Origin of the sequence: Halomonas sp. ALS9 (assembly GCF_001651035.1) — a bacterium.
Taxonomy (GTDB): Bacteria; Pseudomonadota; Gammaproteobacteria; order Pseudomonadales; family Halomonadaceae; genus Vreelandella.
The window spans coordinates 277639-293469 of the sequence record NZ_LXRG01000192.1; the positions used below are offsets into that span (position 1 = coordinate 277639).

17 protein-coding genes are annotated in these 15831 nt (G+C 55.3%); 11 read left to right on the top strand and 6 right to left on the bottom strand.

From position 1 onward, the window contains the following. Positions 1-90 precede the first annotated feature (90 nt). From pdxR to A6R74_RS15190, 3 genes are all read left to right on the top strand, one after another. Positions 91-1584, top strand: coding sequence for a MocR-like pyridoxine biosynthesis transcription factor PdxR (gene pdxR, locus A6R74_RS15180; protein WP_121499417.1), 1494 nt, complete (start codon positions 91-93; stop codon positions 1582-1584). Positions 1585-1722: 138 nt separating this feature from the next. Further along, positions 1723-2448: a phosphatidylcholine synthase gene (gene pcsA / locus A6R74_RS15185; RefSeq protein WP_353047672.1), complete on the top strand. Its 726-nt coding sequence runs from the start codon at positions 1723-1725 to the stop codon at positions 2446-2448. A 25-nt stretch (positions 2449-2473) separates the two neighbouring features. Beyond that, the gene (locus A6R74_RS15190) at positions 2474-3097 is read left to right on the top strand and encodes a DNA-3-methyladenine glycosylase I (protein ID WP_064235320.1); all 624 of its coding nucleotides are present in this window, start codon (positions 2474-2476) and stop codon (positions 3095-3097) included. A gap of 67 nt (positions 3098-3164) precedes the next feature. Here A6R74_RS15190 and A6R74_RS15195 read toward each other — a convergent pair whose 3' ends face one another. Then, positions 3165-3716, bottom strand: coding sequence for a fasciclin domain-containing protein (locus A6R74_RS15195; protein ID WP_064235321.1), 552 nt, complete (start codon positions 3714-3716; stop codon positions 3165-3167). Between the two features lie 185 nt (positions 3717-3901). On the opposite strand from A6R74_RS15195, the gene A6R74_RS15200 reads away from it, so the two are divergent. After that, a complete protein-coding gene (locus A6R74_RS15200) occupies positions 3902-4465 on the top strand; it encodes a sigma-70 family RNA polymerase sigma factor (RefSeq protein WP_064235322.1) in 564 nt (187 codons plus the stop codon). Continuing rightward, on the top strand, positions 4444-5154 hold the full coding sequence (locus tag A6R74_RS15205; protein WP_064235323.1) for an anti-sigma factor: 711 nt from the start codon (positions 4444-4446) through the stop codon (positions 5152-5154). Before A6R74_RS15200 ends, A6R74_RS15205 begins: the two co-directional genes overlap by 22 nt. A 31-nt stretch (positions 5155-5185) precedes the next feature. Here A6R74_RS15205 and A6R74_RS15210 read toward each other — a convergent pair whose 3' ends face one another. Continuing rightward, entirely contained in the window at positions 5186-6109 is a 924-nt protein-coding gene (locus tag A6R74_RS15210) for a zinc-dependent alcohol dehydrogenase family protein (protein ID WP_240488245.1), read from the bottom strand. 82 nt (positions 6110-6191) lie between these two features. Next, positions 6192-6722: an Lrp/AsnC family transcriptional regulator gene (locus A6R74_RS15215; RefSeq protein ID WP_064235325.1), complete on the bottom strand. Its 531-nt coding sequence runs from the start codon at positions 6720-6722 to the stop codon at positions 6192-6194. Positions 6723-6831: 109 nt separating this feature from the next. Here A6R74_RS15215 and A6R74_RS22365 point away from each other — a divergent pair, with 109 nt between their 5' ends. Continuing rightward, positions 6832-8325, top strand: coding sequence for a pyridoxal-phosphate dependent enzyme (locus A6R74_RS22365; RefSeq protein ID WP_165603388.1), 1494 nt, complete (start codon positions 6832-6834; stop codon positions 8323-8325). A gap of 12 nt (positions 8326-8337) precedes the next feature. Here the strand turns inward: A6R74_RS22365 and A6R74_RS15225 are convergent, their stop codons facing one another. Further along, positions 8338-9780, bottom strand: a complete 1443-nt coding sequence (locus A6R74_RS15225; protein ID WP_064235326.1) for an aminotransferase-like domain-containing protein — start codon at positions 9778-9780, stop codon at positions 8338-8340. A 167-nt stretch (positions 9781-9947) separates the two neighbouring features. Here A6R74_RS15225 and A6R74_RS15230 point away from each other — a divergent pair, with 167 nt between their 5' ends. Continuing rightward, positions 9948-10163 carry a DUF1127 domain-containing protein gene (locus A6R74_RS15230; RefSeq protein ID WP_064235327.1) on the top strand — a complete coding sequence of 72 codons (216 nt, stop codon included), beginning with the start codon at positions 9948-9950 and terminating at the stop codon, positions 10161-10163. Next, complete coding sequence (locus tag A6R74_RS15235; protein WP_064235328.1) at positions 10150-11019, top strand: PhzF family phenazine biosynthesis protein; 870 nt, start codon at positions 10150-10152, stop codon at positions 11017-11019. Before A6R74_RS15230 ends, A6R74_RS15235 begins: the two co-directional genes overlap by 14 nt. Positions 11020-11097: 78 nt before the next feature. Here the strand turns inward: A6R74_RS15235 and A6R74_RS22370 are convergent, their stop codons facing one another. Further along, the gene (locus A6R74_RS22370; protein ID WP_082906699.1) at positions 11098-11373 is read right to left on the bottom strand and encodes a PAAR domain-containing protein; all 276 of its coding nucleotides are present in this window, start codon (positions 11371-11373) and stop codon (positions 11098-11100) included. 122 nt (positions 11374-11495) lie between these two features. Further along, positions 11496-12548, bottom strand: coding sequence for a class I fructose-bisphosphate aldolase (locus A6R74_RS15240; protein WP_064235329.1), 1053 nt, complete (start codon positions 12546-12548; stop codon positions 11496-11498). Between the two features lie 258 nt (positions 12549-12806). Between A6R74_RS15240 and A6R74_RS15245 the strand changes: the two genes are divergently transcribed. The 3 genes from A6R74_RS15245 to A6R74_RS15255 are packed head-to-tail and all read left to right on the top strand — an operon-like array spanning position 12807 to position 15799. After that, on the top strand, positions 12807-13865 hold the full coding sequence (locus A6R74_RS15245) for a FecCD family ABC transporter permease (RefSeq protein ID WP_064235330.1): 1059 nt from the start codon (positions 12807-12809) through the stop codon (positions 13863-13865). Then, a complete protein-coding gene (locus A6R74_RS15250) occupies positions 13862-14659 on the top strand; it encodes an ABC transporter ATP-binding protein (protein WP_064235331.1) in 798 nt (265 codons plus the stop codon). The genes A6R74_RS15245 and A6R74_RS15250 overlap by 4 nt, the downstream gene beginning before the upstream one ends. A 9-nt stretch (positions 14660-14668) precedes the next feature. Next, on the top strand, positions 14669-15799 hold the full coding sequence (locus A6R74_RS15255; RefSeq protein WP_064235332.1) for an ABC transporter substrate-binding protein: 1131 nt from the start codon (positions 14669-14671) through the stop codon (positions 15797-15799). The last annotated feature ends 32 nt before the right edge of the window (positions 15800-15831 follow it).

Sequence of the window (15831 nt, forward strand, 5' to 3'; positions counted from 1 at the left end):
CGGATGCTCCTTGAGTGTGGTGATTAACCCCAGCTTGCCGCTATAGTGGTCTACGATAAAGAGCCACTTATGGCTAAATTGAGGGAACCAGTGAAACGACGAGACGCTGCAAGCGACTGGGTAGTGGAAGCGTTAGCACTCAGGCTAAACACGCATGAAGCTGCCACGCTTGTTCGAAAGCTCTACCGCTCGCTTAAAGAGTGGATTCAACACGGTGAGCTAACGGCAGGGGATGCGCTGCCCTCTTCCCGCCACTTGGCCCGCGCTTTGGGTGTTAGCCGCAATATGGTGCTGGCCGCCATGGATAGGCTACTGGCGGAAGGGTTGCTGATTTCCCGCCAGGGGGCGGGGCTCTATGTGGCCGATCTCCCCACGCTGTTAACCAAGGCCGAGCTTCCACCGCATTCGCCGGTTCGCTACTCAACGCGGGGCAACAAGCTGTTAGCGCTGAGTGGAACGTTAAGCCAGGGACATCGCGCCTTTGCTCCAGGCGTCCCGGCACTCGACCTGTTTCCCCGCGAGCAGTGGCAGCGCCTGTTGCGTCGTCATTACTATCACGCACAGACAGCATGGATGGATTATCAAACCAATGGCGGGCTACCTGAACTGAAAACGGCCCTTTGTGATTATCTGCGGCTTTCTCGTGCCGTGCGCTGCCAGCCGGAGCAGATCGTGATTACCCAAGGCGCCCAGCAGGCGTTTGAACTGATTACTCAACTACTCACCGATCATGGTGATTCTGTTTGGATGGAGGAGCCGGGTTACGGCGGCGCCCAGGCCTGTTTTTTGGCGTCAGGCTTAACGGTAACGCCGATTCCCGTCGATCGAGAAGGGCTAAATCCTTCACTCGCTCCCGCGAATGCGACAGCACCTCGGCTTATTTATGTCACACCCTCCCACCAATACCCCAGTGGCGTTACCATGCCAGTTCCCAGACGGCTGGCATTACTTGAGCACGCTTCCCGCACCGGCAGTTGGATCATTGAAGACGATTACGACAGTGAGTTTCGCTACGATACACCGCCCACACCTTCGCTACAGGGGCTCGCGGAGCAGACATCGGTTATCTATGTCGGCACCTTCAGTAAAGTGCTCTATCCCGGCTTACGTTTAGGCTATCTAGTACTCCCCATCACGCTCGCCGAAGACTTTAGGCACGCCCATGCGCGATTGCACCGCGAAGGTAACTACCCCGTGCAATCAGCACTTGCTGAATTTATTGCCAATGGACACTTTACCCGCCACATCGCCCGCATGCGGTCTGCTTATCGTCAACGACAGGCGTGCTTACGAACGGCATTAGCGCCTGCGGTAGCCAAAGGGCTTGAGCTTTCTGATGGTCATGCCGGTATGCATCTGTTGGCCAGGCTCAATACCCGTGCGCAAGAAGACCAGCTCGTTGAGCGCGCTGGCAAAGTGGGCATTACCCTTTCGCCACTTTCTCGCTATTACCTCTCTGGAAACAAACATTCAGGTTTAGTGCTTGGCTATGCAGGTTCAACGGAATACGAGCTGATGGAGGCAGGTAGATGGCTAAGCGACGCTTATTTGGCAATAAGAGATGACTCAAAATCATTACCTTGATAAACCAAGACCCACCCTGCCATAAATGGATGCACTTGGCGTATTCTCTGGAAGCATTCCTGTAGTAGTGTATCTTTCTTTACAGGCTTATCTATTCACCAAACGCAAAGGGGACAACACGTTCCCAATGGGGTCAACGTGGTTCAATCTCTTTCTTCGCACACAGAATCCCGCGCCTCACGATGTAAAGCATGGAGCGTGCATATATTTACCGCCAGTGGTGTGCTGCTCGGTACAATGGCGTTGCTCGCACTGGTCGACGATAACCCGGTTGCCTGCCTTCTGTGGCTAGGCGCCGCGATGATGATCGATGGTATCGATGGCACTCTGGCGCGTAAGTATGAAGTGAAGGCCATACTGCCCCATTTCGATGGTTCAACCCTCGATATGGTCATCGACTATCTGACCTGGGCCTTTATACCCGCCCTATTTATTTACTACTTTATTGAATTACCGCCCTATTTAGGGCTGCTATCGGTGTTTATTATTCTGTTGTCATCGATGTTCTGTTTCTGCAATACCAATATGAAAAGTCGGGATAATTACTTTGTTGGTTTTCCTGCCGCTTGGAACATCGCCGCCGCCTATTTTTATATTCTCGATTTCCCACCGTTCGTCACCTTTGCCACTATCGTACTGCTGGCCATTCTCACCGTGACTAAAATGAAGTTCCTCCACCCATTTCGGGTGCGCCAGTTCATGCCGCTCAATATCGCCGTCACGCTGGTGTGGTGTGTATGCGCCACATCACTGGTGTTATCCAGCCCCGAGCACGCTCTATGGGCACTGTGGGGGTGGGGCATTACATCGGTTTATTTTATCGGCATGTGCCTATGGCGTACCGCCCAGGAATGGTTTGATTAGGGCCTGTTTAAGAAGCGAGTAGCTGATGACCAACGACTTTATCGCCCCTGACGGGCATCCTCGCTGCCAGTGGTGTGGCGGCGCACCAGAGTTTCTGCCCTACCATGATAACGAGTGGGGCTTTCCGGTAGACGACGATCAGCGGCTGTTCGAGAAGCTGTGCCTGGAGAGCTTTCAGTCAGGCTTAAGCTGGCGCACGATTCTCAACAAACGCGAGAATTTTCGCGCCGCCTTTCACCACTTCGATTTCCACCAAGTCGCTCGCTTTGGCGAAGACGACGTGCAACGTTTACTTCAAGACGCGGGGATTATTCGCCACCGTGGAAAAATCGAAGCAACCATCAACAACGCCCAACGTGCAAAGGAAATGGTCGAGCAGGAAGGCTCATTGGCGGCGTTCTTCTGGCGCTATGAGCCAACCGAGTTAGCAGAGCCACAAACCCAGACTACCTCGCCCGAATCCGTCGCCCTTGCCAAGGAGTTAAAAAAACGCGGCTGGAAATTTTTTGGCCCCACCACCGCGTTTGCCTATATGCAGGCCATGGGGCTGCTTAATGATCACACGGAAGGATGTGTCGTTCGCGAACAAGCAGCTCGCGCCCGAGAAGGATTTGTGCGGCCATCTGATCGACAAAAAACCACCGCCTAGCAAGCCAGGCGGTGGGCAAATGTAACCTCAAAAGAATAAATGACATTATCCGATATGAGCTGAAACTTTAGGGCATTAACACGCTATCAATCACGTGGATAACGCCGTTCGCCTGCGCTACATCGACGACCGTGATATTGGCACTGTTACCCTGAGCATCCATGACCATCAAGTTGTTGCCGTTGCGCATAACGGAGAGATACTCACCTTGCACGGTTTTAAACGCTACCGTGCCGTCATTCTCCATTACCTGTTCTAACAATACTTCTCGGGTCAGATTGCCAGGCACCACGTGGTACGTTAATACGGTTTGTAACTGCGCTTGGTTTTCAGGCTGTAGCAACATATCCACGGTGCCATCGGGAAGTTTTGCGAAAGCATCATCAATGGGGGCAAATACGGTAAAAGGGCCTTCGCCTTGCAGCACATCAACCAGTTCAGCCGCTTGAACGGCGGCGACGAGTGTTTCATGGTCACCCGAATTCACCGCATTTTCGATGATATTGCGCTCAGGAAGCATGCTAGAGCCGCCTACTGTGGTGGGGCCATGAGCAGCAACAGCTACACTCGTGTATAGGGCAGCGGCACAAAGGCTAGCAGTAAGAAGTTTAAGTTTCATTGGGGCATCTCCTGGTTGTTGTTAACAGAGCTCAACAATGCAAGCTCACTAACACTTACGGCGCCAGGTAGCGAGTGGATGCAACTATCTCAACAATATTTATTCACCGCTGAGACCTCTCCTATTGCCTTCAACGGCTGACTCACCAAGACTGACGATTCGGTTTACTGTGCAGAGATGCCTGAATGCTAGATGCTACGCAACGCCACCAATATCTTGTTGAGCAACTAAACGGCTGCGCCCAGGGCGACCGCAGCGCATTCGAGCGCCTCTATCGTGTCTCCAGTGCGCATCTATATGCTCAGTTGCTGCGTATAGTAAGAGATGAAGGTGCCGCACAGGATTGTCTGCAACATGTGTTTATCAGAGTCTGGCATGCTGCCGATCAATACGACGCCACGCGAGCCAAGCCAATGACCTGGCTTTCCACACTCGCCCGCAATATTGGCATCGACTGGCTGCGCCGCCAAAAGCCCCAGGACACCACCACCGATGAACCTTTATTGGCTACCCTGTTAGGCACCGACGATCCTGAGGATGACAGCATCAGTCATCAGCAAAACGCTAAACTTAAAGACTGCCTTGATACACTCAGTCGCCATCAGCGTCAGTTAATGGAGATGGCCTATTTTCAGGGCATGACTCACAGCGAGCTTGCTAACTCTCTGTCCCAACCGCTGGGCAGCGTCAAAAGCTGGATCCGCCGTGGACTTGAGAGGTTAAAAACATGTCTAACCAATGGGATTTAAGCGACCCTGATGATCGCCACTTAGCGGCTGGCGAGTACGTGCTGGGCGTATTGGATAGCGATCAAAAAGCACGCTTTGAAGCGCTGCTGGCTGTCAGCCATGACCTACGTAATGACGTGGAAGATTGGCGAGAATATCTGCACTTATTCAACGAGCAATTGGATCCTAAGACACCGCCCAAGGAGGTCTGGCAGCGCATTACCCAGGCAACCGGGGCCTCGCCTCTGCGCTGGTGGCAACGCCTGGGCGCATGGCAGGCCATGGCGGCCAGTTTTGGGGTCATTGCGGTAGCGCTGGGTCTTCTTTGGCAACAAGCTGAACTGACCCTACCATCACAGGGAGAGGCGGTCTTCGTTGTTCAGGATGAATCACGCACGCCAGGTTGGATCATTAGCGCGACTCAAGAGGGAGAGCTAATCGTGCAAGCAGTTCAACCGACACAGGTCGATAGCGAACAGACCGGTGAGTTATGGTTGATTGCCGATGGCACGCCCATCTCGCTGGGCCTGCTGCCTGAGCAGGGCAGTCGACGCCTCCAACCCAGCGATGAATTGCGCGCGCAATTATTCAATGCCGATTTAGCCGTCAGTGTTGAGCCCCTGGGAGGCGCTCCAGGAGGCCAGCCAACCGGCCCGATTATCGACCATGGCCGTTTGACGCCAGTGGCGGGCAGCAAGATCATATTTTGATAATAAGTTGCTTTTATTCGTTCCAAATAAGTCACTTATCATGAGGCGCCAAATCAGCGAAATCTAAAATTACTTTCTGGCTACTCGGGCAAAGCGTCATCTCGATAGCTTGGCGCCACTCTTGGCTGGGAAAGACTTGATAATTCGGCAACTCTGTCTGGCCTAAAAGGCCCCAGATAGCTAAGAATTTACGCTGCCAGGTTTCTGCAGACATTCCGGCCAAACTATCGCGCAGGTGAAACCGTTTATAGTGAGCGCCAGGCTTGGACGCCAACTGAATCGCCTGCCCCGTCAATAGCCCATAAGCAATAAACCTCGTTCCCGGTGCCATTAGGTGCAATATATTTGCCGCAACTGGCCCTCCTAAAGCGTCAAACACTATATCCGACTCACGGGCCACATCCGAGATAAGGGACATATTTTGGATAGGTACCGGTTTGATACCAAGCTTTTTCAGACGTGCAACTCTGCTCTCGGAACGGTATATGCCAACGACTTCCTTAGCGCCGTACTGATATGCCCATACCCCAAGATATTCAGAACAGTTCGAACCGGCGCCAGTTAGAAGCACGCGCTTCCCCTCGACGGGGCATGTTTTGAGCATGGTTAGGGCCGCCAAGGGGTTAATGTAGGCGCGCGCGGCAACGTCGTCAGAGATGGTATCGGGAACGGGTACTGCAAGAGCTGGGTCACACTCCACAATCGTCTGCCAGGTACCATCGCCTCGTAATGGAAGCACACGCTTTCCGATCAGGTTGGAATACTCTCCCGGTGCGGCAATAACACGCCCAACTCCTTCGTAACCGGCGACAGCGGGAAGCCTTACACGATGCGAATAGGCACCGGTGATGGGAATCAGGTCAGACGGATTAACGGGGGCGTACAACATCCGAACCCTGAGTTTGTCTTCACTGAGGCCTGGGACATCCGATGTTTCCATTTTCAATGTTTCCAACGGCGCTCCGAAAGAGCGATAAGTGAGAGCATGGCGCCGCATGGATACCTCGAAAATCAGATCGCTGACCGAACACTCTGAATCAGGCTGAGGCGTAGGAATTAGGCCTTGGGTTTAAGTCACTCAGAGGCAGCGCGTATCCCGATTTAACCGTGTCCATAGATACTAGGGTTGTGAACGAGCGCACATTAGGGTGCTCCATCAGCGCCTCCCGGGTGAAGTCTTCGTACTCCTGCAGCGTACGGGTCACCACTATCAAAACGAAGTCCATACTCCCTGTCACGTAATAGCACTGCTGAACATTGGGGTGCTCCCGCATCCGCTGCTTAAACTCATCGACATGCTGGTTGCGTTCATATTCGAGATCGACACCGACGATGCAGGTAGTCGGCAAGCCTAGTGCTTTCGCATCTAGCCGCGCCTCCTCCTGGACAATAACACCCCGCGCCCTTAACCGCTTGAGCCGCCGCTGAACCGCCGCCGCCGACAAACCAACCGCTTGCCCGATACTCTCCCCCGTCACGCGCGTATCGTGCTGGTAAATAGCCAAAATCCGACGATCAAAATCATCCAATTGCTCCGCGGGCCGCTCGCCCGCAGTTTGGTCACTCATTATGCAGTCTCCCCGCAATGGCCCGCTAGGATATGCGGCCAGTAAAAAGGTCTTTCCCGTTAAGCTAAAACTCAAGCAAAGACTTAACCATACAGGCAGAGACAACACCATGAGCCAAATACGCACGATCTTGACCGAAGGCGATCCACGCTTAAGAGCCGTTTCCCAGCCAGTAGAAGAAATCACCTCCGATATAGTAAAGGCGATTGCCGAACTGCATGCCACGCTTGCCGATTTCAAAGCGCGAACCGGCTTTGGCCGTGCCCTCTCTGCCCCTCAAATAGGCGAGCCGTTACGCATCGTGGCGGTTCAATTGGGAGGCCGCCCGTTTACATTGATCAATCCCGTTATTGTCTGGCGAAGCGAAGAGACGCAACCGGTATGGGACGACTGCATGAGCGTGCCCAACCATATTGCCAATGTTAGGCGCCACGCCAGCATCAGCCTGACTTACCAGGACGATAGAGGCAAAGCCTGCCACTGGAATCGCCTTTCAGCGTCACTGGCCGAACTGATCCAGCATGAGGTAGACCATCTTGATGGTGTGCTAATGGTGGATCGGATAGAGCGCCAGGAGGATTTGCAGCCTATCGCTCACCATGCCGAGCTAATTGCCCCCCAGCGCAGCGAGCACCGCATCAAGCTGGAGCATATTGCCGCTGCCTCCAGACGCATCAACCCCACCTTCCTGGCAACCCCACAGTATCGCTCTCCCTCTCTCGATACCACGTTAAGGGTCGCCATGACACTGAAGGTCGAAACGCTCAACCCCCTGCGCAACTTCAAAGGGCGCGGTGCCGACCATTTTGTTTCCCACCATATTCAGCAAGAGAAGCCTGCTCCGCTGGTTTGCGCCAGCGCCGGTAACTGGGGGCTAGCGCTGGCGCATGCCTGCAAGCAGCACGAGCTGCCCCTCAGCGTCTTTGTCGCTGAAAACGCTAACCCACTCAAAATCGCCGGTATTCGCGCACTAGGTGCGGAGGTCATCAGTGCGGGAGAGGACTTTGATCAAGCCAAACAGGCAGCGGCTCGCTTTGCTCAACAACACGGAAGCTTGTTTGTAGAGGATGGACGACAAGCCGAGATTACCGAGGGCGCAGGCACTATTGCGGTCGAAATGCTCGCCCACGGTGACACATTCGATACGCTGCTGGTGCCCCTTGGCAATGGCGCACTGATAAACGGCGTAGGCCGCTGGTTCAAAGCCTCTTCACCCGCCACCCGGGTAATCGGCATCTGCCCTCAAGGCGCGGATGCCACTTGGCAAAGCTGGAAGCGCGGTACGCTCGTCACTAATGATCGAGTGAATACCATGGCAGATGGTGTGGCGGTTCGCGCTCCCATTATCGAGGCATTAGAGGATATGCGCGACCTAGTCGATGACATTTGGCTGGTGGACGAAACCAGCATCGAAGACGGCATGCGCCTTGGTCTGGAACATCTGGGGCTGCTACTGGAACCCGCAGGCGCTCTTGGCTTGGCAGCCGCCTATACCATGCGTGATCAGTGGCCTGAGAATGCCCATGTCGCCACCATTCTGACCGGAGCCAATCCTCCTCCAACACTTACCGACTCGTTACTGGCGGCCTTTCCAGCTAACTGAAAGGAACACTACTTACCCTACACCCACTTCATGCGCCTGCGCCTCCTCCACCATCTCGCTGGCAAGCTCCCCCACGGTGCGCACGGCGCTTTCGATAGCAGGCGTTAGCGTAAATGCATAGTTCAAGCGCAAACACTGGCGAAACTTGCCCGAGGCTGAAAATAGCGACCCTGGTGCGACGTGGATGGCCCGCTTTGCCAAGCGCTCGTTTAGGCGCACGCAGTCCACGGCGGCAGGTAGCTCTACCCAGAGTAAAAAACTGCCCTGCGGGTAGCTAATGCCCGCCCCCTTGGGAAAGTAACGCTGCACCCAGCTAATCATAATATCGCGCTGGCGTTGATACTGGCGGGTGGCGTAACGGACATGTCGCTCGTAGTGGCCTTTGGCGACGAACTCCGCTACTGCCAGCTGTGGCAGTGTCGCCGAGGCACCGGTGGAGACGTACTTCATATGCAGCGCCTGATCGCGGTAACGGCCCGGCGCCAGCCAGCCCACTCTTAGCCCTGGCCCCACTGTTTTGGAAAAACCGCTACACAGCATGACGCGCCCATCGTCATCGAAGGATTTCACGGTGCGAGGCCTGGGAAGAGAGAATGACAAATCGCCGTAGATATCGTCTTCAATAATTGCCACATCAAAACGTTGAGCAAGCTGAAACAGCGCCCGCTTGCGTGCTTCAGGCATGGTGTAGCCCAGCGGGTTGTTGTAGGTCGGCGTGACCTGTATCGCGCGGATCGGCCACTGCTCCAACGCTAGCTCAAGGGCTTCCAGACTGATGCCGGTTTGCGGGTCGGTGGGGATTTCCAGCGCTTTTAAGCCGTTGGCCTTGAGAATCTGCATGGTGCCGTAGAAGCTGGGTGAGTCCACGGCCACCACATCGCCGGGCTGAGTCAGCGTGCGCAGCGAGATTGATAGCGCTTCTTGGCAGCCGGTGGTCACCATAATGTCGTCCGGGTGCAGCAAGCAGCCAGAATTAATCGCCAGGCGGGCTACCTGCTGACGCAGCTCGGGGCTACCACTCAGCTTGTCGTAGTTAAACCCATGCAGGTCATTGCCGCGATGCAGTCCAGCGAGAATTTTCGACAGAGGCCGCAGCGTTTCATACTCAAGATTAGGTATGCCACGCCCTAATAGGAGCCGCTCATCGTCCCGTTGGGTGGCAACCAACTCTAGGACTTGATCCCATTGGGAAATATCCAGCGGGCGTTGGGCAGGCCTTGAGACCGAGGGCAACACCGAGGGCACCCGGCTTGGCAGCACAAAGTAGCCAGACTTGGGACGCGACTCGATCAACGCCACATCCATCAGTTGGCGGTAGGCCTCCTGAGCTGTTGAAATGCTGACGTCCAGCTCATGGCACACCGCGCGAATAGACGGCAGACGATCCCCCACGCGGTAAATGCCGTGCTCAATACGCTCGCGCAAAATGGTGGCAACTTCTTCATAGCGCGTCATGACAACGGTCCTCTCGAAACACAGAAACAATACAGATGCTTATTTATAGCCCATACAGAGAAGAAAAGCACTTCATCTGTATCCAAAAAATATAAAAACCTATATCTGTATCGTAACGACGTCACTGAGTAATCTTGTAAGGCACACAGCACTCAAGGAGAGTCGCCATGCCACGCATTAGCCTTACTCAGCTTCGCTATCAGTTGCGCTGCCAGTTTCACTCTTATCGTCACTATCGCCGTAGCCGCCGTCAGCTACTAGCGCTGGATGACCGGCTGCTAGAAGATGTTGGTATTACCCGAGAGCAGGCGCAAAAAGAGGGTCATAAAGCGTTTTGGAAACACGCATCTTTTAATAAAAGGGGTCACCATGAAAACCGCTGAGTATTACCTGCTGGATGTGTTTACCGATCAGCCGTTTACAGGCAATCCATTGGCCGTGTTTTTAGAGGCTGGAGGACTCGAGACCAGCACCATGCAGGCGCTGGCCAATGAATTGAACTTGGCTGAAACGGTGTTTGTCAGTGCTGCCACTGGCCCGAATCACTATCCGATGCGGATTTTCACACCAACGCGCGAGCTGCCTTTTGCAGGCCACCCGACGGTAGGTACCGCGCATTTGCTCGCGGAACTGAGCCTAGTAAACCGCGCGCAAGGCGTTGTGCTTCACCCCCCTATCGGAGAGCTAGCCGTTAGCTATAACCAAGAAAGGGCAACGTTTACCACTGCCCAGCCCGCGATGTTGAAAGACAGCACGATTGATCGCATCACTGCCGTTGAGCTGTTGGGATTAGACATTCATCAGGTAGTGGGCGATCCGGTCATTGCCTCCTTCGGACTGCCCTTTCATTTAATTGAACTCACTGACGTGGCCGCGTTAGAGAACGTACACATCTCTACGACCACCTGGGCGAGTGCTGTTGTGCCTAGCAGTGCCGAGCAGGTTTATCTGTACGTGATTGAACAACACGACGGGGTAGAGACAGTTGTACGCAGCCGCATGTTTTGTATGCACGCCAGTATTTGCGAAGACCCCGCTACGGGTAGCGCCGCAGCCGCCTTGACCGGCTATTTAGCATCCCTCCAGCCAGACGCCTTGCAGTACAAGATTCATCAGGGCGTTGAGATGGGGCGGCCCAGCGTTATCCGTACCGCCGCCAATGGCGAGATCAAGCCAGGCCTCGTGACGGTGGGCGGTAATGCAACGGTGGTGGGCAAAGGCACACTTTACCTAAAGTGATAGCTAACTATCTAAAAAGCACCTCTCATACCGGTCACCGGTATGAGGGCTTTTGGCTCCTCGGTAATGCGGAAACAACTACTTACCGATGTTCACGGTTCCCGAACCGGTGATGACTACATTACCGTGGGAACCAACACTGCTCAGGACAGCGGCTGGCTTACTGTTTACAAATACGGTAGACGAAACTTCGTGAGTAATAGGACTGCCACAAGCAGATTTATCGTCTAACCTTGCGGCAGACAAGCTATCGTAAAAAACATCAGGCGAGCCAGTTACCAACGGGTTGGTGCCGTGCCCTGGTATAGGGCACGCGGTAAGGTCAGTAATACGTGCTGCGGGCTTTCCACTCATGATATAGCTCCTTAAGCGTATGCCGTTTTAAACATTTCGATACGACAATTATTTAATATTAATTAATATTCATCAAGTTTGCCGGTGCTCACTAAGACCTACGGTTAGCCAATAGCCAGTCATCAGGCAACCGTCACATCGGTAGAAAGATAGACATCCTGAATAGCGTGCAGCAGCTCAACGCCCTCCTGCATGGGTTTCTGGAATGCCTTACGCCCCGAGATCAAGCCCATTCCGCCAGCACGTTTATTGATCACCGCCGTGCGCACCGCTTCGCCAAGATCGGAGTGCCCTTTGGAGCCGCCGCCGGAGTTGATCAAACCAGCACGGCCCATAAAGCAGTTAGCGACCTGATAGCGGGCCAGGTCAATGGGGTGATCAGACGTCAGCTTGCTATAAACATTATCGTGGGTATGCCCGAAACCGACCGCTTTGTAGCCGCCGTTATTCTCAGGCAGTTTCTGTTTGACGATATCCGCTTTAAGGGTTGCCGCCATATGGTTGGCTTGGCTGGTGAGGTCAGCGGCGGCATGGTAATCGGTGCCATCCTGCTTGAAGGCCGGGTTGCGCAGATAGGCCCACAGCACCGTGACCATGCCCAACTGGTGAGCGCGCTCAAAGGCCTCGCTGATCTCCATGATTTGCCGACGGCTCTCGTGGGAGCCAAAGTAAATTGTCGCCCCCACCGCCACGCAGCCCATATCGTGGGCTTGCTCCACATCGGCAAATAGGGTCTGGTCGTATATCGCTGGGTAGCTCAGCGTTTCGTTGTGGTTCAACTTGAGCATCATCGGGATTTTGTGGGCATAGCGCCGCGCCACGGAAGAGAGAACCCCAAGCGTTGATGCAACGCCGTTGCATCCCCCTTCGAGGGCCAGCTCAACGATATTGGCCGGGTCGAAGTAGCGCGGGTTAGGCGCGAAAGAGGCGCCCGCCGAGTGCTCAATTCCCTGATCCACCGGCAGCAGGCTAAGGTAACCGGTGCCCGCTAAGCGTCCATGGTTAAAGAAGCTCTGCATGTTGCGTAATACCGCGGGGCTGCGGTCACTATCGGCCATGACGCGGTCAATAAAATCCGGGCCCGGCAGATGCAAGTCCTCACGACGAACACCCTGACAAGAATGATTAAGCAGACTATCGGCGTCACTGCCTAGCAGAGCGGTTATATCAGTCATGATGAACTCCTTTATACTTATCTGTAACAAAAGGTAAGTGTAGGCCAGATACTTCTTCAATAAAGCCTAGCTCTTAAATAAAGCCCTAAGACCTTCAATAGAACATAGGGGAACCAGTACGGCAATCAGACGGCGCTAGGTTTCCCTGCGGTTGACAAGGCTACGACTAAAAGATAAAAATATAATCACGAATGAGTTTTAGTCGCAAATAAGACTAAATCTGTTAACTTTGCGTTCTCACCTGGAAACACCTTCACAATGCCCGCCTCTTCGCCGCTTGCTGCTCCGTTGGCATCCACCTATCGACGCTTTATTGTTACTCGCCTACTGATCGTCGCAGGCTTAGCAATCGCGCTGGTGTTGTCGCTACTTGCCGATATCGCCACCGGTCCAGCGCCTATTTCGCTTAGTAAACTGATCACGCTGATTTTTGATGCGCAGTCCCAAGGGCCCATTCAGCAGGCCATTGTCTGGGAGATCCGCATGCCTGCGGCGCTCATGGCGGTGCTGGTAGGCGCCACGCTGGGCCTGGCCGGTGCCGAAATGCAAACGGTGCTGAATAACCCCTTGGCCAGCCCCTTTACCCTGGGCGTGGGTGCGGCGGCCACCCTCGGCGCTTCGCTGGTGATTGTGTTTAACCTTACCCTGTTTGGTTTAAATGCCCACTACGCCACCGCCTTGATGGCGTTTGTATTTGCGGCAGCATCGATTTTGACCATCAATGCGCTGTCGCGCCTCTATGGCGCCAGCCGCGAGATTATTGTGCTGTTTGGGATTGCGCTGGTATTTGTGCTCAACGCACTGGTCGCGCTTTTGCAGTTGATTGCCAGCCCCGATGCGTTACAGCAGTTAGTGTTCTGGACAATGGGCAGCCTGTCCCGTGCTTCTTGGGAGACAGTGGCCATCGTCGCAGCAGTGTTGGCCGTTTGCCTGCCCTTCTCACTGCGCAGCGCCTGGGCGATGACGGCGCTACGCTCGGGTGATGAACACGCGCGCAGCTTCGGTATTGGGGTTGAGCGATTGCGGCTTATCTCGCTGCTTAGAGTGAGCCTACTCGCCGCCGCTGCGGTGGCGTTTGTGGGCACCATTGGCTTTATTGGGCTGGTTGGCCCGCATATGGCCCGGCTGGCGCTGGGTGAAGACCATCGTTTCTACCTACCCGGCAGCGCCCTGGCCGGGGCGCTGGTGTTGTCACTTGCTTCTATCGCCAGTAAAACACTGGTTGATGGGCTAGTGCTGCCGGTAGGGCTGGTGACCTCGCTGGTGGGCATCCCTTTCTTTATGGCGTTGATTATGCTGCAGGGGCGAGCGCGATGAGTGCAGGCTTTACGCTCAGCGATTTCACCACCGGCTATCGCAAACGGCGCGTGTTTGAGCAACTCAACCTGCCCACACTTCCACCCGGTTCGCTGGTCGCGGTGCTGGGGCCCAATGCGGTGGGCAAATCGACCCTGTTAAAGGCCATCGCGGGCTTACAGCCTGCCAGCGGGCAAATGCAGCTTAACGATATTGATCTCGCCAGCCTTAGCGGTGCCGCGCGGATGCGCCATGTGGGCTATCTGCCGCAAACGCTCCCTCAGGCCACCACCTTAGTCGCTTATGAAGCGGTACTTAGCGCCTGTCGGGCCGTACGCCCCGACCTCAGCCGACCACAGATAGACGCGTTAATCGAGCGCGTTTTCGATGCCCTGGCCATTCGTTCGCTCGCCCTGCGCCCGCTCAGCGAACTCTCCGGTGGCCAGCGCCAGATGGTGGGCCTGGCCCAGGCGATTGCCCGCCAGCCCGCGCTATTACTGCTGGATGAGCCCACCAGCGCGCTGGATTTGCGTTGGCAACTGGCGCTGATCGATACCGTACGAGCAGTGATAGCGGAGCGTCAGGCGGTCTGCCTGATGGCGATTCACGACATCAACTTAGCCCTACGCTTCTGCGACCAGGTGCTGCTGTTTGGTAACGGCGGTCTGCTGGCCGCCGGCGACCCACACGACGCGATTACACCCGACGTCCTGCGCGCCGCCTACGGTGTGGAGGCGCGAGTAGAGCGATGCTCGCTGGGGCGACCCATTGTGCTAAGCGATCGCGTCAGCCACCTCTCTGCGAATACCCTCTAGGATACCGACATGCGCCGCTTGGCTATTAGTTTGCTGTGTTGGATAAGTTTGTTAAGCGCTGCTGCATGCTTGGCAGGTGAGCCTGCAGAGGGTTTCCCTAAACAAGTCACCGATTTAGCTGGCCGCCAGGTGACGCTTTCAGCGCCGCCGGCTCGGCTGTTTCTAACCCAACCGCGCCAGCTGTATGCCTTGGCAACGCTACTGGATGACCCGACACCACGCTTAGCGGGTTGGGCTTATCCGCTGGCCGTGTTTGACCCCGCTATGGCACAGCGCTTTATTATCCAGTGGCCCGCACTGGATCGACTGCCAGCGCTTTCCAGCGCGCCGACACCTCAGCTGGATAGCGAAGCGCTGCTGAATCTGGCCCCGGATCTGGTGCTGTTCGATCTCTCGCGCGCTAGCAGCGTAGAAGGCTCCCCACTGGCACGGCTGCTGAACGAATTGGGTATTGCCTACCTGTTTATCGACTTTAACCGTCACCCGCTGGAGAACACGCCCAAAAGCCTCGCCCTTTTAGGCCAGGCATTAAACGCAACGCCCCGGGCCAGCGCAATGATCGCCCTGATTAAGCAGCGCCTGGCACTTATCGACCAGCGCTTGGCAGACCTGCCCACAGACCCACCCACTGTGCTGATCAATGTGGCTCCCGGGGTCAAAGTTGACTGCTGCCGCACCAATCTACGCAACGGGCTAGCCGACTTAGTGGCCCGGGCCGGTGGCGATAACATCGCCGATGCGTTAACCCCCGGCGCATCGGCGACGCTAAGCAATGAGTGGGTGCTCAGCCACCCGCCCGACATCATCCTCAATACCGCGGGGCAGTGGTCGGCAGGCGATGGCTTGCGGGCTGGCCTCGGTGTCAGCGCCGACGATATTGACCAGGACTTGCATCACCTTAGCCAATCACTGCCCGGTTGGCAGCACCTCAACGCCGTTCAGGAGGGGCAATTCTATGCCTTGTGGCACGGCTTTCACCAAGGCCCCTTTGCCATTGTCGCACTGGAACGCATTGCCCAATGGCTCTACCCCGAACGCTTCTATGATCTCGACCCGGCCGCTACCTTCGACGCCTTGCTACCCACCCCGCCAGCGCTAAGTCGCGAGGGGCACTTCTGGGGCGCACTCAACGCTCAATAACGCTTCCTCCCTCAACCCACTGACGATAAAAA

What these genes read in the sequence shown, in the direction of transcription:
- A6R74_RS15215 (WP_064235325.1), bottom strand. Translation starts at nt 6,722, where the DNA reads ATGAGTGACCAAACTGCGGGCGAGCGGCCCGCGGAGCAATTGGATGAT.
- A6R74_RS15190 (WP_064235320.1), top strand. Translation starts at nt 2,474, where the DNA reads ATGACCAACGACTTTATCGCCCCTGACGGGCATCCTCGCTGCCAGTGG.
- A6R74_RS15245 (WP_064235330.1), top strand. Translation starts at nt 12,807, where the DNA reads ATGCCCGCCTCTTCGCCGCTTGCTGCTCCGTTGGCATCCACCTATCGA.
- A6R74_RS15195 (WP_064235321.1), bottom strand. Translation starts at nt 3,716, where the DNA reads ATGAAACTTAAACTTCTTACTGCTAGCCTTTGTGCCGCTGCCCTATAC.
- A6R74_RS15200 (WP_064235322.1), top strand. Translation starts at nt 3,902, where the DNA reads ATGCTAGATGCTACGCAACGCCACCAATATCTTGTTGAGCAACTAAAC.
- A6R74_RS15255 (WP_064235332.1), top strand. Translation starts at nt 14,669, where the DNA reads ATGCGCCGCTTGGCTATTAGTTTGCTGTGTTGGATAAGTTTGTTAAGC.
- A6R74_RS15240 (WP_064235329.1), bottom strand. Translation starts at nt 12,548, where the DNA reads ATGACTGATATAACCGCTCTGCTAGGCAGTGACGCCGATAGTCTGCTT.
- A6R74_RS22365 (WP_165603388.1), top strand. Translation starts at nt 6,832, where the DNA reads ATGAGCCAAATACGCACGATCTTGACCGAAGGCGATCCACGCTTAAGA.
- A6R74_RS15230 (WP_064235327.1), top strand. Translation starts at nt 9,948, where the DNA reads ATGCCACGCATTAGCCTTACTCAGCTTCGCTATCAGTTGCGCTGCCAG.
- A6R74_RS22370 (WP_082906699.1), bottom strand. Translation starts at nt 11,373, where the DNA reads ATGAGTGGAAAGCCCGCAGCACGTATTACTGACCTTACCGCGTGCCCT.
- A6R74_RS15205 (WP_064235323.1), top strand. Translation starts at nt 4,444, where the DNA reads ATGTCTAACCAATGGGATTTAAGCGACCCTGATGATCGCCACTTAGCG.
- A6R74_RS15225 (WP_064235326.1), bottom strand. Translation starts at nt 9,780, where the DNA reads ATGACGCGCTATGAAGAAGTTGCCACCATTTTGCGCGAGCGTATTGAG.
- A6R74_RS15250 (WP_064235331.1), top strand. Translation starts at nt 13,862, where the DNA reads ATGAGTGCAGGCTTTACGCTCAGCGATTTCACCACCGGCTATCGCAAA.
- A6R74_RS15235 (WP_064235328.1), top strand. Translation starts at nt 10,150, where the DNA reads ATGAAAACCGCTGAGTATTACCTGCTGGATGTGTTTACCGATCAGCCG.